18 protein-coding genes and 5 pseudogenes are annotated in these 20,593 nt (G+C 51.9%); 15 read left to right on the forward strand and 8 right to left on the reverse strand.

Features of this window, described 5'->3' with window-relative positions; genetic code table 11:
* Window positions 1–648 precede the first annotated feature (648 nt).
* Entirely contained in the window at window positions 649–2,019 is a 1,371-nt protein-coding gene (locus QFX16_RS14530; protein ID WP_283184571.1) for a heavy metal sensor histidine kinase, read from the reverse strand.
* Window positions 2,016–2,687 (reverse strand): heavy metal response regulator transcription factor, encoded by a 672-nt coding sequence (locus tag QFX16_RS14535; RefSeq protein ID WP_283184464.1) that lies wholly within the window; start codon window positions 2,685–2,687, stop codon window positions 2,016–2,018. Before QFX16_RS14535 ends, QFX16_RS14530 begins: the two co-directional genes overlap by 4 nt.
* Window positions 2,688–2,833: 146 nt before the next feature.
* Between QFX16_RS14535 and QFX16_RS14540 the strand changes: the two genes are divergently transcribed.
* The 7 genes and pseudogenes from QFX16_RS14540 to QFX16_RS14565 all read left to right on the forward strand — a co-directional run bounded on the left by QFX16_RS14540 (window position 2,834) and on the right by QFX16_RS14565 (window position 7,850).
* Complete coding sequence (locus QFX16_RS14540) at window positions 2,834–3,337, forward strand: GlcG/HbpS family heme-binding protein (RefSeq protein WP_283184465.1); 504 nt, start codon at window positions 2,834–2,836, stop codon at window positions 3,335–3,337.
* Between the two features lie 10 nt (window positions 3,338–3,347).
* Window positions 3,348–3,758, forward strand: coding sequence for a hydroxyisourate hydrolase (gene uraH / locus QFX16_RS14545; protein ID WP_283184466.1), 411 nt, complete (start codon window positions 3,348–3,350; stop codon window positions 3,756–3,758).
* 857 nt (window positions 3,759–4,615) lie between these two features.
* Window positions 4,616–5,299 (forward strand): annotated as a pseudogene (locus QFX16_RS29735) (PAS domain-containing protein); the annotation flags it as partial.
* A 108-nt stretch (window positions 5,300–5,407) separates the two neighbouring features.
* Window positions 5,408–5,842 (forward strand): annotated as a pseudogene (locus tag QFX16_RS29740) (methyl-accepting chemotaxis protein); the annotation flags it as partial.
* Window positions 5,843–5,914: 72 nt separating this feature from the next.
* Window positions 5,915–6,685: an EAL domain-containing protein gene (locus tag QFX16_RS14555; protein ID WP_283184468.1), complete on the forward strand. Its 771-nt coding sequence runs from the start codon at window positions 5,915–5,917 to the stop codon at window positions 6,683–6,685.
* 363 nt (window positions 6,686–7,048) lie between these two features.
* A pseudogene (locus QFX16_RS29745) lies at window positions 7,049–7,261 on the forward strand (ATP-binding protein); the annotation flags it as partial.
* 307 nt (window positions 7,262–7,568) lie between these two features.
* Window positions 7,569–7,850, forward strand: coding sequence for a hypothetical protein (locus tag QFX16_RS14565; RefSeq protein WP_283184469.1), 282 nt, complete (start codon window positions 7,569–7,571; stop codon window positions 7,848–7,850).
* 765 nt (window positions 7,851–8,615) lie between these two features.
* Here QFX16_RS14565 and QFX16_RS14570 read toward each other — a convergent pair.
* Both QFX16_RS14570 and QFX16_RS14575 read right to left on the reverse strand, forming a co-directional pair.
* Complete coding sequence (locus QFX16_RS14570) at window positions 8,616–8,840, reverse strand: hypothetical protein (RefSeq protein ID WP_283184470.1); 225 nt, start codon at window positions 8,838–8,840, stop codon at window positions 8,616–8,618.
* A 95-nt stretch (window positions 8,841–8,935) separates the two neighbouring features.
* The gene (locus QFX16_RS14575) at window positions 8,936–9,226 is read right to left on the reverse strand and encodes a hypothetical protein (RefSeq protein ID WP_283184471.1); all 291 of its coding nucleotides are present in this window, start codon (window positions 9,224–9,226) and stop codon (window positions 8,936–8,938) included.
* A 323-nt stretch (window positions 9,227–9,549) separates the two neighbouring features.
* Here QFX16_RS14575 and QFX16_RS29750 point away from each other — a divergent pair.
* From QFX16_RS29750 to QFX16_RS14600, 6 genes and pseudogenes are all read left to right on the forward strand, one after another.
* A pseudogene (locus QFX16_RS29750) lies at window positions 9,550–9,858 on the forward strand (PAS domain-containing protein); the annotation flags it as partial.
* 165 nt (window positions 9,859–10,023) lie between these two features.
* A complete protein-coding gene (locus QFX16_RS14580; protein WP_439900129.1) occupies window positions 10,024–11,142 on the forward strand; it encodes a methyl-accepting chemotaxis protein in 1,119 nt (372 codons plus the stop codon).
* Window positions 11,143–11,164: 22 nt separating this feature from the next.
* Window positions 11,165–13,861, forward strand: coding sequence for an EAL domain-containing protein (locus tag QFX16_RS14585; protein ID WP_283184473.1), 2,697 nt, complete (start codon window positions 11,165–11,167; stop codon window positions 13,859–13,861).
* Between the two features lie 180 nt (window positions 13,862–14,041).
* A pseudogene (locus tag QFX16_RS14590) lies at window positions 14,042–14,531 on the forward strand (oxidoreductase); the annotation flags it as partial.
* Between the two features lie 38 nt (window positions 14,532–14,569).
* The gene (locus QFX16_RS14595) at window positions 14,570–15,022 is read left to right on the forward strand and encodes a PAS domain-containing protein (RefSeq protein WP_283184474.1); all 453 of its coding nucleotides are present in this window, start codon (window positions 14,570–14,572) and stop codon (window positions 15,020–15,022) included.
* A gap of 65 nt (window positions 15,023–15,087) precedes the next feature.
* Complete coding sequence (locus tag QFX16_RS14600) at window positions 15,088–16,041, forward strand: sensor domain-containing diguanylate cyclase (protein ID WP_283184475.1); 954 nt, start codon at window positions 15,088–15,090, stop codon at window positions 16,039–16,041.
* 133 nt (window positions 16,042–16,174) lie between these two features.
* Here the strand turns inward: QFX16_RS14600 and QFX16_RS14605 are convergent, their stop codons facing one another.
* Window positions 16,175–16,540 (reverse strand): histone-like nucleoid-structuring protein, MvaT/MvaU family, encoded by a 366-nt coding sequence (locus tag QFX16_RS14605; RefSeq protein WP_283184476.1) that lies wholly within the window; start codon window positions 16,538–16,540, stop codon window positions 16,175–16,177.
* Here QFX16_RS14605 and QFX16_RS14610 point away from each other — a divergent pair.
* Both QFX16_RS14610 and tspO read left to right on the forward strand, forming a co-directional pair.
* A complete protein-coding gene (locus QFX16_RS14610) occupies window positions 16,539–16,835 on the forward strand; it encodes a hypothetical protein (protein WP_283184477.1) in 297 nt (98 codons plus the stop codon). The genes QFX16_RS14605 and QFX16_RS14610 overlap by 2 nt on opposite strands.
* A gap of 70 nt (window positions 16,836–16,905) precedes the next feature.
* Window positions 16,906–17,346 (forward strand): tryptophan-rich sensory protein TspO, encoded by a 441-nt coding sequence (gene tspO / locus QFX16_RS14615; RefSeq protein WP_283184478.1) that lies wholly within the window; start codon window positions 16,906–16,908, stop codon window positions 17,344–17,346.
* A 514-nt stretch (window positions 17,347–17,860) separates the two neighbouring features.
* Here tspO and umuC read toward each other — a convergent pair.
* From umuC to QFX16_RS14630, 3 genes are all read right to left on the reverse strand, one after another.
* Window positions 17,861–19,141, reverse strand: a complete 1,281-nt coding sequence (gene umuC / locus QFX16_RS14620) for a translesion error-prone DNA polymerase V subunit UmuC (RefSeq protein WP_283184572.1) — start codon at window positions 19,139–19,141, stop codon at window positions 17,861–17,863.
* On the reverse strand, window positions 19,128–19,562 hold the full coding sequence (locus QFX16_RS14625; RefSeq protein WP_283184479.1) for a LexA family protein: 435 nt from the start codon (window positions 19,560–19,562) through the stop codon (window positions 19,128–19,130). Before QFX16_RS14625 ends, umuC begins: the two co-directional genes overlap by 14 nt.
* A gap of 326 nt (window positions 19,563–19,888) precedes the next feature.
* Window positions 19,889–20,491 carry a hypothetical protein gene (locus QFX16_RS14630; protein WP_283184480.1) on the reverse strand — a complete coding sequence of 201 codons (603 nt, stop codon included), beginning with the start codon at window positions 20,489–20,491 and terminating at the stop codon, window positions 19,889–19,891.
* Window positions 20,492–20,593 lie beyond the last annotated feature (102 nt).

A 20,593-nucleotide genomic window follows, 5' to 3' on the forward strand; every position in this document is an offset into this window, starting at 1 on the left:
CAGAGCGAGAGCCGTGCCTTGGCAAGCACCTTTGAAGCCAAACGAGATTGGGGGTGAACGACCGATGAGATGCCGATTTGAAGGTCGCTACGTACTGAAAACAATTCCCAAGGGATCAGATCCGATGCGCATACCTGCGATTCAACAATGATGCTCGGCAAGGTTACATCCCCCCAAGAATGGCGTAGTAGGCGTTCGGATTCATGCTCAGCACTGCATCTCCCCCTTTCGCATGTGCTCGAAAGAAAACTTTCCGAGCACCAATTCGCATCCTTCCTGCGCTGCCACAACTGCACTAAAGCTCATTCCAAGGCAATTTGCCACTATTCGCTGAGTCTTGCGCAATGTCTTCAGTTCGAAATTTGCTAATCCTACGAATGATGAATTGGCGACAAAGATCAGAGCAGGCTTATCGTGGAATTCGCTTGGCACTGGGAGGTAGGAGCGAGAGCGCGTCAAGCACCTATTTTACGACCTGTAACCTTGTGAGCTCAGCTTGGCACCGCCAGCTTTAATGCGCTTTGCTAGCTCCATCAAGTCCAGTTTTTCCACGACTGCTTGGTTGGATGCTGCCACGTAGAGTGAACGCCTTCGCTTACCCCGCCCAATTCATTTGGCAAGCCGAAGCCGAATGTCAGAGAAAACAGTTCAAGCTCTTTTAAGGGGAAACTCCAAGTGAAAGCTCGTACCTGCTTCACTGCTATCAACGGTTACACAACCGCCATGCAGTTGCATAATTGAGCGAACAATGGCCAATCCCAGACCACCGGAATCGTCGGGTTGATTGCGTGATGGGTCACACCGGTAAAAGCGCTCAAACAATCGCGGCAGATGCTCTGCTGCAATCGGCTCGCCGTGGTTGTGCACCGTGATTTCGAGCGTGTCCTCCGAAACCTCGCTGCTGACCGTCACTGCAGACGCGGGAATTCCGTAGCGCAGCGCATTGGCTAGCAAGTTAGCCAATGCTCGACGGATCAAGCCTGGATCACCCAGCAACTGATCCTTGGCTTGGTTGATCAGTTGCACATCTCTTTCTTGCGCCACCCCTTCGAAATACTCACACAGTTGCTCGATCAGATCGTGCAGGTTGATACTCTCAAATTTTACGCAAGCGTTTTGCTGCTCGGTGCGAGCGAGAAACAGCATGCTGTCGATCATTCGCGCCAGCCTTTCATACTCTTCCTGATTGGAAACCAGCAGGTTCTGATAGTCCTCGATAGAGCGACTGCGCCTCAGGGCTTGCTGGGTATGTCCCATCAGGTTGCCAAGCGGGGTTCGCATCTCATGGGCGAGATCTTCCGAGAAGCGTGAAAGCTGGGCGAATCCGTCCTCAAGGCGTGCAAGCATCTGATTGAGGGCGCTACAGAGCAGCTTGAGCTCATTCAATTCATTGAACTGATCCAGCCGCAGATGCAGATGCTGCACATCGATTCCGGCTGCGCGCTTGGCCAGCAGACGCACAGGGTGCAAGCCTCGTTGACTGACCCACCAGCCGAGTGCAAAAGCCAGAAGCGCACCGACTGACATGGCCAGCCAGAGCTTGAGCCGGTAAGCCCCCAGCATCTGGTCGCGCTCCCCCAGCAACTTGCCAGCAATCAGGGTCAAACCGCGATCACCCTGTATGACATTCTGCCAGGCAAGTCGCACTGGCTCGGAGGAGTGATCGTCAACGAGGCGAGCGTGGGGTGCAGCGGGCAACTTCGGCAAAGTCATTCGCACTGGATTGATTTCGATTAACACCTTGCCAGTGTCATCGACGATCCATAGCAGACTGTCGCGATTGCCCAACATGTTTTCGTAGAGCTTGGGCCGACCTCGCAGTTGCTCGATGCTGTCGCTATCGCTGATCAAGGCTTGCATTCGCTCCAGGCGCCCCAGCAGGGCCTGATCATCGCGCCAGGCAATCTCTCGCTGCAACGATTGATAAAGATAAAAACCAATGGAGCCCAGTAACAGCGTGCTGACCAGTGCGAACATGATCGCCAGGCGCAGACTCAGGGTGCGCGGAAACAGTTTCAGGATTGCACCTCAAGCATGTAACCGATTCCACGCACTGTGTGTATCAACTTAAGTGAGTATGGATCGTCAACCTTGGCCCGCAGGCGACGAATAGCGACATCCACCACATTGGTGTCACTGTCAAAGTTCATTTGCCAGATCTGTGAGGCAATCAACGAACGCGATAGCACCTCCCCTTCACGACTAAGCAGCAAGTGCAATAGGGCGAACTCCTTGTTGGTCAGGGTGAGGCGCTCGCCGTTGCGCGTTACCTTGCGTCGCAACAAGTCCAAGCTCAGGTCGCCAGCCACAAAATGCTCCACCTCGCGAGGCGGGCCACGGCGCAGCAACGTGCGTACGCGTGCCAACAACTCGGCATAGGAAAAGGGTTTCACCAGATAATCATCGGCCCCCAACTCCAGCCCTTTGACCCGATCATCAACCGAATCACGTGCGGTGAGAAACAGTACCGGGGTCTGCCACTTACGCCGAATGATTTGCAGCAATTGCCAGCCATCCAACCCCGGCAGCATGACATCCAGAATGATCAGATCGAACTCACTCTCCTGCGCTAAATGCTGGCCGTCCAGCCCGTCAAGGGCGATCTCTACCGCATAGCCCGATTCAGTCAGGGCTTTGCGCAGGTAATCCGCCATTTTCGTTTCATCTTCAACCACCAGGATACGCATTTTTTCCTCCAGGACTGGAGCACAGGCTAGCCCGCTTCGCTGATTTCTCACATTACATCTTGGTAATCCGGAGGCAATCATTCTGACGGGGTGCGCTGGTCATGATGTCTGGCAATGACTCAGACAGACTCAACCAAGGAAACAGCATGCGTACAAGCCTATCGACTTCATTGCTGATCACACTCGCAATGAGCTCTGCATTCGCCGTTGCAGCCCCGGAGCAAGTTGTGCAGCGCAAGGACGTGTCACTTGCAATGGCCAACGATTTGCTAAATGCCGCGCTGACGGCCTGTCACGCCGATGGCCGCACAGCCGTTGCCGCAGTGGTCGACCGTGGCGGCAATCTGGTTGCCGTGCAACGCGATGACAATGTCGGCCCGCACAACACGTTAGCCGCGCAACGCAAAGCCTATACCGCCCTGTCGACCAAGACTTCTACGCGGTTGCTAGCTGAACGCGCTCGCGCTAATCCAGAGGCTGAAAACCTAAAAACCCTTGATGAGTTGCTGCTGCTGGGTGGAGGCGTGCCATTGAAGTTCGATGGTCAGGTCATCGGCGCCATCGGTGTGGCCGGTGCGGGTGGCGCTGCAAACGATGAAGTTTGTGCAGAGATCGCTATCAACAAAGTTCTACCTGCCGTTAAAAACTAAGGACATCACCATGACTGTATTGAAAAGTTTCTTCGCTGGCGCTGTATTGAGTGCCATTTCAGCCCTTGCATCAGCGGCAACAAATCCTTTGAGCGTGCATGTACTCAATTTGCAGGATGGCCTCCCCTCCCCTGGCGTCAACGTCACGTTGGAAAAACAGGATGGGAAAAACTGGGACATGCTCAACAGCGCGGCAACCAACGAGCAAGGTCGTATCACCGGGCTGTATCCGGAAGGTCGGGATCTGGAGAAAGGTACCTACCGTGTCACCTTCAAGACTGGTGAGTGGTTCAAGTCGCACAAAACGTCCAGCTTCTTTCCGGAGGTACCCGTCATTTTTGATGTGGACGGCACCGTTCCTCACTATCACATCCCGTTGCTTCTCAGCCCTTACGGCTTCTCGACATACCGAGGAAATTGATAGCTAAGCGATACCAAATATATACCGCCCGAAGGTGAAGACAAGCCGCTCCTACTCAAAAGGGCGGCACTGTCGCTTAACTTTTCGGCATCAAAACCTTCAGCGATGACCACGCTCACTCCTTAAGCTTGGTTCACGTTACAGGGGGTGATGCCGGTGACAGCACCTTTCTGATCCTTACCCATGAATTGCAGGCCACTGATCACCCCACTTGATTGGTCATGCCGAGACAAGGGCATACGGTGGATTTCAAGGCGCAAAGAATAGCGTCCATCCTCAGTGTGTTCCTGTGCTTACTTGATACATACCTATACAAGCTACTGTCATTCGCACAAGGCTGATCAGCAGGCGGTGACGCTTTACTTTGACGGTGAATGCCCGCTCTGCGCTCTATACATCAATGGCCTGCGCAGAGGCGCCAATGAGTCCCAACCGCTATTTATTGGTGTCCGTTGTGATCGGATTGAACCCGCGCCTTGACGATCTCGTGCTGCAAACGTTAGGAATTTAGGCCGCTAATATCACTTGAGGTGCAATCCGCACCCCCCTTCAGTCGGATATCGAGTGCTCTGCCGAGAGTGCAAAAGCTACGTAACCGATAGTCTATTGCCGGTGCGCAATCCCCTACCCGATCAGCGCATTACCCGCGTCCAACATGCTGCCCTCGTGTTCAATCTGGAATTTTCTTGTACAATCACCATATCGCTGTATAGGTTTTTCGTTGGATTGATGAAAGTGCCAAGCAGTCCATAGCCACTGAGGTTCGTATGTTCAACTCGCAAATCAAAAAAGAACTGACCATCAGCAAGCAGCGTTTGGCTGACTGCGAAGCCACCCTCGCAGCATTAGGTGGCTCCATGGCTCTGATTGAGTTCCAACCTGATGGCACGATCCTCGGCGCCAATAACAATTTCCTGAGAGTAATGGGCTATCGCCTTGAGGAAATTCACTCCCGGCATCACCGCTTATTCTGTACGCCGAACTACGCCAACAGCGTCGCTTATGAAGGTTTTTGGTCACGCCTGAGTAATGGTGAGTCCATAAACGACCGCTTCCTGCGCCTGGACAAACAGGGGCGTGAGATCTGGCTGGAGGCCAGCTATAACCCTATTCGCGACGCCTCTGGACGGGTGATTAAGGTCGTCAAGATTGCTACTGATGTAACTGCCCGGGTGCAGAAGGAACAAGAGCAGGAGAGTCAAATCAACGCGATTAACCGTTCCATGGCAACCATTGAGTTCAACCGGCAGGGAGAAGTCATCAGCGCCAACGAAAACTTCCTTGCAGTGATGGGTTACCGCCTCGATGAGATTGTTGGCAAGCACCATCGTCTGTTCTGTGAGCGTGGCGAAAGTGAATCCAACGAGTATCGCCAGTTCTGGGAGCGCCTGAATCACGGCGAATTTTTCTCCGGTAACTTCAAGCGCCTCAACCACCAGGGACAAACCGTCTGGTTACGAGCGACTTACAATCCGGTGTTCGACGCCAACGGCAGCCTTTACAAAGTAGTTAAGTTTGCGAGCGATATCACTGCTCAGGTTCTTCAGCAGGAAACTGAGTCACGAGCAGCACGCATGGCCTATGAGACTTCACTGAAAACCGACAATACAGCACACGAAGGCGCCCGAGTGGTGCAGGAGACCGTGGATGTCATGCAAAGCCTGGCTGGCGAATTGAATCACGCAGCCGAAGGTATCAATGATGTCAGTCAGCAGTCGGAAGTAATCAGCAGCATCGTGCAGACCATCCGTGGTATCGCCGAACAAACGAATCTTCTTGCGCTAAACGCAGCCATCGAAGCGGCTCGTGCCGGAGAGCAGGGTCGAGGTTTTGCGGTGGTCGCTGACGAAGTGCGCAATCTTGCTTCGCGCACAAGCCAGGCGACCATCAAGATTGTCGAGGTGGTGCAGCACAATCGTGAATTGGCCCGGGGGGCAGTGGCCAGGATGGAGGCGAGTAAAGACAAGGCAGAACAAGGAGTCAAATTAGCCGGTGAGGCTGGTCAAGTAATCCTGGATATTCAGGATAGTGCTCGCCAAGTCGTAAACGCGATCAGCAATTTCTCGTCGACATTAGCTAGATGATTCAGCCTTGCGGCATGTGCAAAATCTTGGTTTGATCGACACCTTCATAGTGATTGAAAAAACGGGGTTTGAATGAACGAAAAATCACGACCAGTACCTCCTTGTAGCGCCTGCAGGGAGGGCAATGAACTGGATTTTGAGTTCAGTATGGCGTTCCAGCCAATCGTAGATCTGCGCGACAACAGTATTTTTGCCTACGAGGCTTTGGTACGTGATTGCGATGGCAGTGGTGCCGCTGCCATTCTTGGAAAGGTGAACGAACAGAACCGTTATGCCTTTGACCAAGCATGTCGAGTCAAGGCTGTTGAGCTTGCTTCACGCTTACAAATACCCTGCTTTGTCAGCATCAACTTCTTACCCAATGCGGTATATCAAGCAGCCACGTGCATTCGTGCGACGCTTGAAGCCGCACGCAGATTTGGATTTCCCACCGAAAGGCTGATTTTTGAGATCACCGAAAACGAAGAACTGGTGGACAAGGAACATCTAAAAAGCATCATTCGAGAATATCGTCTTAAAGGCTTCAAGACAGCGATAGATGATTTCGGCGCTGGGTACGCGGGGCTCAACTTGCTGGCAGAGTTTCAACCCGACATCATCAAACTGGACATGGCCTTGGTACGTAGCATCAGCACTGACCCGGTTCGACAGGCAATCGTCCAAGGCATTCTCGGTGTATGCAAAGCGCTCAATATTGAAGTGATTGCAGAGGGCGTAGAGACCAATGCTGAATTACAGCAGTTACTAGCCCTCGGCATTTACTTCTATCAAGGCTATCTGTTCGCAAAACCAGAATATGAAACACTGCCTAACGTGAACTGGCCGATACCCAACATCGGCTAGGTATAAGGTGTACTCATTTTTGTTAAATCGAGGTGATCAATATTCTGAGTCTTTGCTGAGAAGATGTTTGCTCACAGCATTATTAGGGTTCCCCCATCTCCTTCGTGCTCGGCTTGAAACTGCACGGCGAGGATCGTCGGCGTTGAACACCCATGGTGATGTATTTCAAGAGACATTGATGCATGCCCTAACTACTAAGCTTCCGTGGCTAAAGCCAGCTCATCGCCACCATACGCTTGTGATATGGTAAGCAACAGGTGCACTTTTACTCCACGGAGGATCTGATGTTTGTTTTCAATCTTGAAAAAATACGAGAGAAACATAAGGCGAACTGCTTAAAATCTGCTTCAGACAGAAATCATGAAACTCGATGAGTTGGGCTTACTTGCCATTCAGCCAAAGCGTAGGCGCCCTATTATTTCACCTGCTATCTAAGCTATACAAGCATACCAGCGTGGTCGTCACCACCAATCTAATCCTCTCCGAATAGTCGATAATGTTTGGTGACGCCAAGATGACCACTGCGTTGTTCGATGGCTGACACACCACTGCCAAGCTCTACCATCTACGACATAGCAGCTTGGTCGCCCAGACAAAGAATAAATCACATGAACGAAAGCGCCAAGACGATAATGGTGCCGAGTAGAAATAGCCGTTTTGTTCTGCACCGATAAAACCTTGCTGCTTGCGTGTACATGACGGGGCTTAGTGCATCTATCAACGGAATATTGCTGCTAATTTTATCCACAATTGCTGATGCAAAAATCAGCAATACAACTTGGATCTGTTTACAAATAGCGCCAACAGATCTATTTGATTTACATCGACCTGGCACTGATCCAGTCTATGCCTGTATGCCTAGCCTCCCGAAAGGAGTGACCAAATGCTGACTCGTCCAGACAAAGACGCGCTAAGAGCGATTCTTGAGTCCCAAGCACAGGAAAAGCTACGTATCGATCCGGAAGTGTTAACCACCTATGCCGCACAGCTCGAACCGGAACGAAAGCCCTACACCAGCAAGCCAACAGTTCAAGACAAGGCCTTTGAAAAAGAGCTTGATCAAATGCGCGCGGATGCTGCAGCCGGTGCAAAACATAAACCGACACACGGCCTGAAGAACAAAGTTAAATCTAGCCTTGAGCTCGACGACTACCTCGATTTATGAAATTACGTGTTTCACGATGCCATCGACAGCTGAAAAGGAAGATGGCTGAAAGTACGTGCGAGTTCCACACTTCACCCCTGACACTCCTTTGACCGAACAGTATTATCTATGGCCGTAGTGAAATATCAAAAACTGCTGGTGTCGTGGTCACGCTCGCCAAACATTAAGGGATGGAGGCAAAAATAGAAGCCCTGGAGCCGCGAACCTCCGGGGCTTTATTTTTCTACTTGGCGACCACGTAAACGATCAACGACACCGCTACGATCCAACAAACGATCAGTAGCATTCCCATCCAAATAAAATGCTGATCCATGGCCTTTCCTCGTGCGTGGTTTCATGCTCAAAAACAACTTAACGTACCACGGTCTTGACGAACGTTTGACAAGCCAGTGACGCTGCTTTTTTTCGACACAAGGCTTCGAACCTTCACCTAACGTTAGTGTAGATGGCGCACTCCGCGGTGCAAGCCGGAAAGAAAAACCCCACACTGGGCCGAACTACTACATCAGTTAAAAGAGCTGCCAATTGGTAATCGGAGCTGAGTTCCTGATCGGCGATGATCCATTACCTCTAGAATTCGGTATTCTTTCTTCAGATTTTCCCCGACGAGAGCTTTCTTCTTGTTCCGCTTTACCCTCAGGATCTCGCATTTAGAGAAGTATTCTTAGTTTTTCACGGCAAAATTCAAAATATCGCCGTCCAGAATAGATGCGTACAACATAGATGCGCCATCATAAAATTACCTATTTTAAGCAATAGATAGGACTACAGCTTCACCCGCAGAATCCATCCCGTCCTCACCTCATCGGCATACGCCTTGAGTCGATCCACGTCAGCGTGGAGTTTACCAATCCGCACCTTCAGCTCCAGCGCATCAGCATCACTGAGCTGACTCGCGAGACGCCCAAGGTCTGCGCAGATATCCTCAAGACTGAAGGCAATGCCTTTAATTTTACGCTTTAGATCTTGCTCTGCTTTGTTGATCCCCACAAATCCCCCATCACCTTAAACGGGCCAATTAAGCAGTAGCGGTCATTTCGGTTTATGCTCCCCACATAACTTTCCCCTCATAACTATTCACCCCCCTAGTGAACCATCAAGACATCCCCGTCATCGCAGACCTCGATACAGTTCACCAATTTTTTCAGCTCCTGAAGGGCACCCAGAAGGATATTTGCCTCCTTAACCATGCCGGCTTCGCAAAACAATGTTATGGCACTTAGCAGATCATCCATGGAGTGCTTTATATCCTCAACTCGTGATTTATTTACTGACTCTAATTCTTGCAAGGCGGTTACCTCTTTGCTCGAATAATTTACCCAACCCCCGATCTTATCGGTGCAAGCAGTCAATCGATTCTCATCAGCATGGAACACGGAGCACATCCTCAAAACGACCTGAGCATCTGTTTTAATTCCTGCCAAACTTAAACGCTCGATTATTCGTACCAACTCGACGACTGACAATTTCAGGGCAGAGACGGCACCCTTGAGGTCGCGTTTTAGATCTAGCTATGAATTATTGCGATCCATCACTCCTTTCTCGATTTCCCTGCCATGCCAAATGCCCTAGCCTCCATTCAAGCTGCGGGAGATGTGCCTCCCAGATTAACGCCGTCCTTGACGGAAATCTTCAATTCAGTTCAATAACCGCACAAAAATTACGACAATAGCAGCAGTGATGGCATAATGGCCATAACGTGTGCCTTTTTTGTAGAGAATTAACATTGCGAGCAACTCAAACGATTACGTCTGTTGAGCAAATTTTTCCTGCCCAGCAGCGCTTGATCTCAGCTACTGATTCCAGCGGTAAAATCACCTACTGCAATGATGAGTTCACGAAAATAAGCGGCTACTCCCGTGAGGAGTTGGTCGGCAGCCCACACAATTTGGTTCGCCACCCTGACATGCCACCTGCTGTTTTTGGGATGATGTGGAGCTACCTGAAGGCCGGAAAAAGCTGGATGGGCGTCGTAAAAAATCGTTGTAAGAATGGCGACTATTACTGGGTCAATGCGTACGTCACCCCCATCCTCGAAAATGGCCATCTAATAGGCTACGAGTCCGTAAGGGTCAAGCCGACTCGCGAACAGATTGAGCGCGCACAAACACTGTATCAGCGGCTTCGTGCCGGCAAAAAGGCCGTACCGAAAAGGCGCCACTATGCCGCATTTATGGGCAGGCTGATTTTCCCGGTAATTGCGGCACTGACAGCTATCGGAGTAGTTAACACGCTGCCGAATCTGCTGGCGCAAACAATAATCGCCTTGCTCTTTCTAGCCATTGGATTGTGGACTTATACGCGCGAGGTTAACCAACTCCATCGAATCATTAAAAGCGCTCCTGATGCTTTCAGTGATCCGATCAGCGCCCTCACCTACAGCGATACATACGGCCCTTCAGCGCAGCTGGAAATGGTACTAATCAGCGAAGATGCGCGTCTTAAAACCGCGTTGACTCGACTGAGCGATCTGGCTAACCAGGTGGCTGAAGCCGCTGAACATTCCTCCTTGCTCTCTAACCAGACTGAACATGCCTTGCTCGAGCAGCGGGCCGAAACGGACATGACTGCAGCGGCCATGACTGAAATGGCGGCTTCAATTAGTGAGGTGGCGGGGCATGTTCAACAAACCGCAACTGAAGCGCAAACGGCGAATGAGCTGGCCGAACAAGGCGACAAAGTCGCCGGCACCACCAGAGAGGCGATTCAGCTTCTGGCTAGCACGGTAACAAACATCAGCACAGCGGTGGATAACCTCGCCAATGAAACGCAGCAAATCATGACTGCTGCTGGTGTGATCCAATCTATTGCGGATCAAACCAACTTGCTGGCGCTCAATGCAGCAATTGAAGCGGCCAGGGCTGGTGAACAGGGTCGAGGTTTTGCTGTGGTCGCTGATGAAGTTCGCGCCTTGGCCAGTAAAACCCGCGTATCTACCCAACAAATTCAGAATGTCATTGAAACCCTTAAAAAGGGTGCTGATGACGCAGTGAGCATTGCCAGACTCGGTATCCGCGAGGCAGATCACGGCGTGCAACAGGTTATAGAGGCGCAGGGTGCCCTTCAGGGTATTCGCGAGGCGGTTGAACGCATCAGTGGCATGAGTCAGCAAATGGCTGCCGCCTCAGAAGAACAGGCGCATGTCGCCGAGGATATTGCTCGGCAGATCAACAACGTCGCAGGGACGGTTGATAGAACGGCTAAAAATGCTAACGCAGCAGTCGCTCGTGGCAGTGAGCTTGAGACTACTTCTCGTGGTTTACGAGCCCTGGTTGAACGCTTCAACAGGTAGCTAGACCTAAGGGAGGGGCGTCTTGATTATCAGCCTAATTAATGGAGCGGCATTGCTTTTGGCTTTGTGCTGGCTGCACGCGTTCATTACGCGCCGCTGGGACAACCACAGCACAGCGATACAATTGGTTTTAGGACTGCTATTCGGCGCTATTTGCGTGATTGGCATGCTAAATCCCATCTCGCCAGAGCCCGGAATATTCTTTGATGGCCGCAGCGTAGTTCTGAGTATGGCCGCACTATTTAACGGGCCACTCGTAGCCGGCGTTGCCGGCCTGATCGCGGGTATCTACCGAATATGGATGGGTGGCAGTGGTATGGAGTTTGGTCTGGCGGAGATCTGCCTATCCATACTGTTTGGCCTGTTTTACCGGCATTGTTCCTTAAGCGGAAAGCTCGCTATCGGCCCTTGGCAGCTTTGGTTTTTAGGCCTGTTAATGCAGGTTTTGGATATGCTGTTGTTGCCTGCAGCACAAGCAGCATCCAGCCTGGAACAGACAGCTGTTCCCTTGCTGCTGGTCATGCCGGTTGCGACGGTCGTACTAGGTTTGATGCTCAAAGAGATCGAGCAACGCAAACGAACAGAGCTCACCCTGCAACTCAGGGAGTCGCGCCTACGCGCAATCACCGAGGCGATCCCTGACACCCTATTGGTGCTGGATGAAGATGGACTCTATCTTGAGGTGACCCCTTCCAAGAAAGAGGCGCACAGCGACGCCCTAACCGCACGTATTGGCCAAAGCGTGCACGATGTATTGCCTCAAAGCGAAGCCGAGCGTTTTATGGAGTTCATACGACAGACCTTGGCCAGCGATAGACCGCAACTCATCGAATACACCAGGCAGAGCGCAGATGGGACAAAGATACTTGAGGGTCATGCCCAGCGTCTGGATATTCAACTCAATGGTAAGCAGGCGGTGGTGGTACTCGCCCGCGATGTAACCCAGCGGGTCGATGACGAACATGAATTGCGCATCGCTGCCGCCGCGTTTGAAACGCAGCAAGGCATGATTATCACCGACGAGTTCAACCGCATCCTTCGAGTCAATCAGGCCTTCAGCACCATCACCGGATACAGCCGCGAGGAAGCTGTTGGACAGCGAACCAGCCTGCTCAGCTCTGGACGCCAGAGTCTGGCGTTTTATCAAAGCATGTGGCAACAGCTCAAGGCAGTAGATCGCTGGCAAGGTGAAATCTGGAATCGACGTAAAAATGGAGAAATTTTCCCCGAATGGCTGTCGATCAGCGCGGTACGAAACACCCAGGGCCAGGTTATCAATTACGTCGCATCGATTGACGATACCTCCGAGCGCAAGGCGGACGAGGAGCGTATCCAGCGCCTTGCCTTTTTTGATGGGCTAACCGACCTGCCCAATCGGAGCCTTCTCCTCGATCGCTTGCAGCACGTGCTGGATGGTTGCGTGCGTAGCGGCGAATGCGCAGCGCTGATGTTTCTCGACCTCGACGGATTTAAGAACATCAACGATCTGCATGGGCATCATATTGGTGACAAAGTCTTGTGTCTGGCTGCTGCACGGCTCAACGGCGCAGTGCGGGTGAGTGACACAGTGGCACGCCTTGGCGGCGATGAGTTCGTGGTGCTGCTGGAGCATCTCAACAAGCAACCAGAACAGGCCGCCATGCAGGTCGAGCATGTCACCACATTACTGCTAGCGACACTGGCCGAACCTTACCAAATTGACGGACTGGAACTGCGCAGTAGTGCGAGTATCGGCGTGACCCTGTTCAACGACAGGTCTTGTTCGATAGATGAGCTCATGCAACGTGCGGACTTGTCGATGTACGAGGCTAAAGCGGCGGGCAAGCATACGGCACGGTTCTTCGATCCACGCATGCAAGAGGCTATTAGCGAGCGCCTGAACCTCGAACAGGATATCCGCCGGGGGCTGTTGTCTGAAGAGTTCATCCCCTACCTGCAGCCACAGCTGGATGACACAGGCTGCCTGGTTGGCGCTGAAGTTTTGGCACGCTGGCAACACCCTCAGCGTGGTCTACTGAGTCCAGCGGCCTTTGTTGAGGTGGCTGAGCTTGCCGGCTTGATTGAGACGCTGGATTTGCAAATGCTGCAGAAGGCTTGCCATCAACTAGCGTTGTGGCGCCACCAGTCGGCCACGGCATCGCTCAGTTTGTCCGTCAATCTAAGTGCACGGCTCCTCTATCAGCCAAACTTTGTCGAGCGAGTGCTTCAGATTTTGGAGCAAAGTGGTGCAGATGCGCACAGGCTGAAACTTGAGCTTACCGAAACGCTACTCCTAGACGACTTGCCATGTGCTGTTGCTCGCATATGCGAACTCAAAGCCCACGGAATTCGCTTCTCAATTGACGACTTTGGCACCGGTTACTCGTCGCTCGCCTACTTGCAGCAATTATCGCTAGATCAATTGAAGATCGACCAGTCCTTTGTTCGCGAGCTGCCAGGCGATACAAACAGTCTTGCAATCATAAGAGCCATCTGCGCATTGGCCAGTAGTCTGCAGCTAGAGGTGATTGCCGAAGGGGTGGAGACTCATGAGCAATACATTGCTCTGCTGGAGCTCGGCTGCCGAAGTTTCCAGGGTTACCTTTTTGGTCGACCAATGCCGCTGATGGAGTTGGAGCGCCTAATACCGACGAATACTGTGAAAGTCGAGACTGAAGGCCATATTTTATTAGAGCCAAGCGCAGTGGGCGCACCAAGCACATCGATAATAAACCTATAACAAATGCGTGCCAGAGGTATCCGCAGATTAAGTTAGTTTCTATTGTTCTCCCTGGCACTCCTCCGAGCCCCGCTGTGGGCTTTGCCGATAGAACTCCTGCCCTGCATTATTGGTCTGGGAAGGCCGCTTAGCCCATGGGGAGTAGTTCTTTATCTAGGCGGTGCGGCTGACACGGCGGTGAACCTTCACAACCGCCTGCGGTTTCTGCGTGAGGTGGTTGCTGGGGTAGCCGAGTGTATTGGCAAAGAGAAAGTTGGCGTCCGTTTCGCGCCATTGTTCAGCAGCACCGATGAGGAGCGCACTTACCTAGGGATGGTTGAAGACGATCCTCATACTACCTACATCGAAGCGATCAAAGTACTTGAGGATGCCGGCATTGCTTACCTCTGGACTGGCATAATGCACCACGGATGCCGGAATCATTCCGTCGCGCAGTTCGTAGTACTGTAGCGGGGCGATCATCTATGCCGGTCGTTACACCGCACAAAGCGGCGCGCATTTGCTGGATTCAGGACTGGCCGACCTTGTCGCTTTCGGCCGTACGTTCATGGCCAACCCGGATCTACCAGCCAGAATCGCGAACGATTGGCCGCTTACCCCTCTGAACTCAGCCACAGTGTATGGCGGTAATGCCGAGGGTTATACTGATTACTCCGTGTATGGCGGGTAACCGCTAAAAATGAGATGTCACTCACTGAGGCTCTGAAAATGATCGACGCAGAACTGCTGAAACTGGTGGTTGAAGCATCCAATGACGGCATCGTGGTAGCAGAGCAGGAAGGCGACGAAAACATCCTGATCTACGCCAACCCCGCCTTCCAGCGCCTGACGGGGTACAGCGTTGACGACATCCTGTACCAGGACTGCCGCTTCCTGCAGGGTGATGACCGCGACCAAGCCGGCTTGACAGTAATCCGCGAGGCGATAAGGAACCTACTCCCCTGCCGACAAGTCATTCGCAACTATCGCAAGGACGGCAGCGCCTTCTGGAATGAACTGTCGATTACCCCGGTGTTCAATGACACCGATCAACTCACCTACTTCATCGGTATCCAGAAGGACGTCAGCGTCGAAGTTGAGGCTAGGGAGCGAGTGCGTGAACTGGAAGCTGAAGTCGCCCAGCTGCAAATCCAACTGGCTCAATTGCAATCTAAAGCCTAAATACATCCGCCCTTGATGGGTTAACGATCCAGCTGTGCGCTCGAGTTTTTAAGTCGGAGCAGGAAATGAGTGATTTTGAGATTGCCGCTCGGGAGGCTCTTGCGTTTTTACGGCGCCGGCTAGGATTTGATCTGTGGATGATTACTCGCACAGAAAATGATGATTGGACTGTGTTGCATTTTGAAGACCAAGGCTATGACGTTCATGCTGGGCAGGTCTTCAAATGGAGCGATTCGTTTTGCAGTGAGATGGTGAAGGGTAACGGCCCTCGCATTGCTCCAAACTCAGAAATGGTGGCTGCTTACGTTTCGGCGCCAATAGGCAAGCAACTAAAAATCCGGGCATACATCGGCGTGCCCCTCCTTCTGTCTGATGGTTCCCTTTTCGGCACATTGTGCGCCGTTCATCCAGAACCCAAACCTGCAAAAATTGAGGAAGACCAGGAGCTTCTGGAAATGATTGGCATGATGCTCAGCAAAATTTTGCAGATGGAGTTGAAAGCTGATGAGGAGTCAAGCAGGGCCGAGCGTTTCGAGGCCCAGGCTCTTAGCGATGCCCTGACGGGGCTTTACAATCGAGCAGGCTGGGAGCAGTTAGCGGCCTGTCAAGATGGGCGTAATCGTCGCTACGGAAAATCGTCAGCAATCTTAGTCATTGATCTGGACGATTTAAAGCTTGTGAACGATAGCAAGGGGCATGCTGCAGGTGATGAGCTAATCAGGTGCGCAGCTAATGCCCTTACTCATGCATCTCGAATAGACGATATCGTCGCGAGGCTAGGAGGGGATGAGTTCGCCATCATAGGTGTCAATTGCGATATAGCTGGCGGAGAGGAGCTTCGTGGAAGGGTGAGTCAAGCGCTACGCCAGGCGGGCGTTAGGGCCTCATCAGGGTTGGCGATGGCTAGTGCTAGGAACGCCATATCTTCGGCGCTGACCCTTGCTGACAGACAAATGTACGAGGAGAAACGCCTCAAAAAGCTGGAGGGGTGTAAAGGGTCAACGAATATTCCTTGCTGAATCTGCTTTCATAGTTATTACCCCCTGCACTGTGAATAGGATCTGATGCCTTAACTGATGTGGGCAGAGGAATCCCTCAACTCAAGTGCTGAAAAAAAGGGCCATCAGAGGCCCTTTTGTACTCAAACCAAACTCACTTGGTCAGCCAAGACTCTACGGTGTCGGAACCGTGTTCCGCTTTCCACTCTTTCAACGTTTTGTGGTTGCCACCTTTGGTTTCCACGACTTCGCCGGTGTGAGGGTTCTTGTAGACCTTCACTTGGCGGGGCTTGCGAGTGCCTGCTTTGGACTCAGCAGCTGGGGCACGACGGCCAGCCTTAGGATCAAGCAAGTTGATCACGTTCGGTAGGCTGTAACCGTACTCTGCGAGAAGCGCACGTAGCTTGGTTTCAAATTCGATTTCTTTCTTGAGGCCAGCATCGCCTTTCAGAGCTTCGAGCGCTTGAAGTTGTTCGGCTAGGTGTTTTTCGAGTTGGCGGAATTCTGCGAGTTTGGACATGGAAATTCTCGACGTAATTAGTGCGTTAACATTACACGAAATCAGCAATCTGCATAAAGATGTGATGAAAGAACAAAACTTTAAATTCGAATCTTGTTGCGTCCATTGCAATCGCTCCGAGCCGCCACTCCAATTGCATCTAAACATCAACCGCACGATTTTTAGCAGAACATCCCTACCTGAATCGACACAAATTTTCATTGCTGGTGGCGGCAGGCATCTAGGCCAAGATCAACATCAAAAAAGGACGCTCAGTGAAATGTCACCCGTCATTCCAAACTTTTTGTCTAATTGAGCGTCTTTTCTTTAAGATTGCCGACATGGCTTGGCAACCCTGGGTAGCTGACCATAGCTAAGGATTGGTGATGACATTTCTCATTTTTCTTCTCGCCTGCGCTGCTGCCGCAAGCACTGGCATCCTATTCAAACCGGGCCAGTGGTACGAATCTCTCGTTAAACCCGGCTTCACACCGCCTAACTGGGTGTTTCCCGCCGCCTGGTCGACGATTTATCTGCTGCTCGCTTGGGCCGGGTACCGGTTAACACTGATACCTGGAAGCCAGACAGCGCTGGCTTTATGGGCCGCGCAGATTGCACTTAATACACTGTGGACACCCGTGTTCTTCGGTGCGCACCGCGTCTTCGCCGCTCTAGTGATCCTGACGCTGCTCTGGTTGGTGGTTGTGGCAATGATGTTGGTGGCGTTGCAGGTTGACGTCATCACTGGCCTGATCATCTTTCCTTACGTTGCATGGCTGTGTGTAGCCGCCGCTTTGAATTTTTCGATCTGGCGCAATAACCGTTAGCGTTCGCGGCCCTGATTTACTCGTCTTCCGCTGAGAGCGGTGAATTGAGGTCAACACCTACCTGACCGACTAGCGAAAGTGGGCGGGAGACCATACGTGTATCCACTGGCAGCACTTGCGCCGGATACGCATTCATGTCAGCCGCCAATAGTTTGAGAGTTCGGGATACGGAGAGATGAGCTGCCATCGGTTCAGTAAGCACCGGGGTCTTACTCTAAACGCGGTTCTCAGAAGCGATGATGTGGACACGAGGATCATTCATGCCCCAACCTTATCTGCTGTTCGACGTCGCAGCAACAGCAGGAATTTCCGCCGATTTGAATGACGACGTGTTACTCCGATTACGGGGCTTTTTGAAGTGAGAAATTATGGCTCAGCAATAATTATGGCTGAGCCATAATTTCCAATAATTCAGTTTTGCCGTTGCCCCCGCCATCTCTGTCGATAGCGAAACTCGAACACCTGCAGCACACGATTGTTAGCGTGGCCTGTCATTGAAGCCGTGTTCGTCCACCTATTTACAGTACACCGTCCACAGCTGATCAACCCGCGTCGTAAAGCTCTGACTCATCATCTCCCGACGCATCCCCCAATCAGGATTGGTCGGCACACTCGCCAAGCGCAGCGTTCCCCTACCCCATCGCTCATTGATGGAATCCAGCACGCTCATGACTTTCTCAGTGGCGACCGGCTGGGAAACTGAAAACAGGTCATCGGTGTACTCACCTTTTTGGCAAAGGTTGAGCAGGAGTACCTCAGCCTTGCTGTACTTGAACCCAGGTCTGAACACACGATCAACAGCGTCCACTGCTGCCTTGGTCATCAATCGAACATCATCAGTGGGATACGGCAACTCAACCAGAACACCATTGGCGTACTTTGCTTCCTCGGGATTGAACATTCCAGTGCGAACACTGACCCTGATTTTCTTGCACAGCGATTGCTGCGCACGGAGCTTTTCAGTTGCTCGCATCATGTAGGAAGCAACCGCCTCCTTAATCGGTGCGATCTCTGTGAGGCGCTTGCCAAACATGCGAGAACAACAAATTTCCTGCTTGGGTGGATCAGGTTCGTCGAGCTCAAGACATGGCGTTCCCGCGAGCTCGCGCGCCGTCTTCTCAATCACTACGCTGAATTTTTTGCGCAAAGTCCAGGGATCGGTTTTGGAGAGATCCCAAGCGGACTTGATGCCCATACCTTCCAAGTGAAGAGTCATCTTCCGACCTACACCCCAGACGTCCGAGACCGAGCATTTCTTAAGCACCCAGTCGCGCTTAACCTGGTCACGTAGATCAACGACACCGCCACTCTGCGCCTGCCATTTTTTTGCTGCGTGGTTGGCGAGTTTGCTCAGGGTTTTGGTACCGGCAATGCCAACACCGACCGGAATGCCGGTGCTTTGATACACCTGTGCTCGGATCCGACGTCCCAGCGCTTCGAGATCCCCTGGCACACCGGCCAAGTCTGCGAAGGCCTCATCAATGCTGTAGACCTCGACAGCAGGAACCAGCGACTCTACAACACTCATCACGCGCTCGCTTATATCGCCGTACAGCGCATAGTTCGAAGAGAACGCAACGATGCCGTGCTGCTTAAGCTTGTGCTTGATCTGGAAGTACGGCTCACCCATTTTCACGAAAGGTTTGCTGTCCGCGCTCCGAGCGATTACGCAGCCGTCGTTGTTCGATAACACCACGATAGGGGTCTTGGCCAGGTCAGGACGGAATACCCGCTCACAGCTCGCGTAGAAGCTATTGCAGTCGATCAGCGCGAAGACAGGATCAGGCTTTCGGATCATGGGCACGCACGCTAAATGTAACCACTCCCCAGATAATCAATTCATCACCTTCGAGGATATATCGAGGCGGGTAACCTGCATTCTCGGACATTAGGATGATGTCTGAGCCTCGCTTGCAAAGGCGCTTGCAGACCGGCTCGCAGTTCACAGCCGCAATCACGATGTGGCCGTGTTCAGCGGTGATCGAGCGATCAACCACAGCCATGTCGCCATCGAAGATCCCGGTGCCTTCCATGCTGTGGCCTTCGATGCGCACCAGGTAGATATGCGGTGCTCGAATGTCCAGAAGCTCGTCGATGGAAATATGTTGCTCAAGGTGATCCGCAGCCGGCGATGGAAATCCCGCAGGGACTTTGAACGAGTAAAACGGGAGCTGGACTCCCCCTGCTGCAAGTGGGCCGAGGATGGTGACGCTCATGAAGGGTGCCTTAATCTAAACTGTATATACATACAGTTAACGTCGAAGCCTGCTAGCGGTCAATCTCAGACGAGAAAAATTGCGACCGATGGACTCCCTGGAAGAAAAATCTTAAGGCTGTCCAGGAGGTATCGAAGGCTGCGGTATAAGGTTTTTTTCGTTGTGCCGCCAGCAATAATGCAGTCGCTTCTTCGCGTAAGCGGCTAAAGCCCAAACGATCCGGAGCAATACTCGGCAGCAAGGGTAAAGGCTCAAGATGCCAAGGCCGCGCTTGGGGAGCGAGGCCTGGTGTGTTGGGATGGCGGAAGGTACGCCCTTAACAAGTATTAGGTCGCGTGTACTTCTTTTGCGTACTCCTGATTAATCTGCGCTTTAGGCTTTGTTGCTAAAAATACCGCAGTCCAAAGCTGTTCCGCTACCCACTGTGCTTCACTGCGGCTGAGCCTCCAGCGAACCCAACCAAAATACATTGAAACGTATTGGCCATCTAGTCTGATCGCAAAATCATAGATAGGCTCTTCACCGCGCTTAAATTCGACCGCCGGCTCGGGATCGAGCAGAGCTCCTTGAATTATGAAATTTCTACCAGTCATCACAACTTGAAGCAGATCAGATGTTTCCTTTGATCCAAACAAGTCATGACGCTCAACTAAAACAGTCCAATAGTCATGATTTGTTTGGATATTAGACTTATCCGACTTTGGGTGATCATGATCAAGTGAGTTAATTACTGCTTTGATTAGACCAGACGCGATCTCATAAGCTTGCCGTGTGGTGAAGCATGCTTTGAAGTCGTGTAGGACTAAATTAATAATTCGAGACGGGGTGAGTTTGACCGTCGCACGAAAATGCTCGTCTGTTTCCGGAAAACTGAAAACCTCAGAGGACTTGAAGGTGAGGCGGGATTTCAAACGGTTGTTGTCGCTCATAGCACTCTCGAAAAATTGGTTTCCTAAATCCAATTCGGCTCAATTCAACAAACATTTAACAGGTTCAAAAAAATTTATTGAGCACCTCAGCCTGAGGAATGA

Origin of the sequence: Pseudomonas svalbardensis, from assembly GCF_030053115.1 — a bacterium.
Classification (GTDB): domain Bacteria; phylum Pseudomonadota; class Gammaproteobacteria; order Pseudomonadales; family Pseudomonadaceae; genus Aquipseudomonas; species Aquipseudomonas svalbardensis.

Bases quoted from the DNA above. Each gene is read 5' to 3' on its own strand.
- QFX16_RS14625 (WP_283184479.1), bottom strand. From the start codon at position 19,562: ATGAGCGTCACCATCCTCGGCCCACTTGCAGCAGGGGGAGTCCAGCTC.
- uraH (WP_283184466.1), top strand. From the start codon at position 3,348: ATGACTGTATTGAAAAGTTTCTTCGCTGGCGCTGTATTGAGTGCCATT.
- QFX16_RS14555 (WP_283184468.1), top strand. From the start codon at position 5,915: ATGAACGAAAAATCACGACCAGTACCTCCTTGTAGCGCCTGCAGGGAG.
- QFX16_RS14540 (WP_283184465.1), top strand. From the start codon at position 2,834: ATGCGTACAAGCCTATCGACTTCATTGCTGATCACACTCGCAATGAGC.
- QFX16_RS14610 (WP_283184477.1), top strand. From the start codon at position 16,539: ATGGAAATTCTCGACGTAATTAGTGCGTTAACATTACACGAAATCAGC.
- QFX16_RS14535 (WP_283184464.1), bottom strand. From the start codon at position 2,687: ATGCGTATCCTGGTGGTTGAAGATGAAACGAAAATGGCGGATTACCTG.
- QFX16_RS14605 (WP_283184476.1), bottom strand. From the start codon at position 16,540: ATGTCCAAACTCGCAGAATTCCGCCAACTCGAAAAACACCTAGCCGAA.
- QFX16_RS14580 (WP_439900129.1), top strand. From the start codon at position 10,024: ATGGGCAGGCTGATTTTCCCGGTAATTGCGGCACTGACAGCTATCGGA.
- QFX16_RS14630 (WP_283184480.1), bottom strand. From the start codon at position 20,491: ATGAGCGACAACAACCGTTTGAAATCCCGCCTCACCTTCAAGTCCTCT.
- QFX16_RS14565 (WP_283184469.1), top strand. From the start codon at position 7,569: ATGCTGACTCGTCCAGACAAAGACGCGCTAAGAGCGATTCTTGAGTCC.
- tspO (WP_283184478.1), top strand. From the start codon at position 16,906: ATGACATTTCTCATTTTTCTTCTCGCCTGCGCTGCTGCCGCAAGCACT.
- QFX16_RS14595 (WP_283184474.1), top strand. From the start codon at position 14,570: ATGATCGACGCAGAACTGCTGAAACTGGTGGTTGAAGCATCCAATGAC.
- QFX16_RS14600 (WP_283184475.1), top strand. From the start codon at position 15,088: ATGAGTGATTTTGAGATTGCCGCTCGGGAGGCTCTTGCGTTTTTACGG.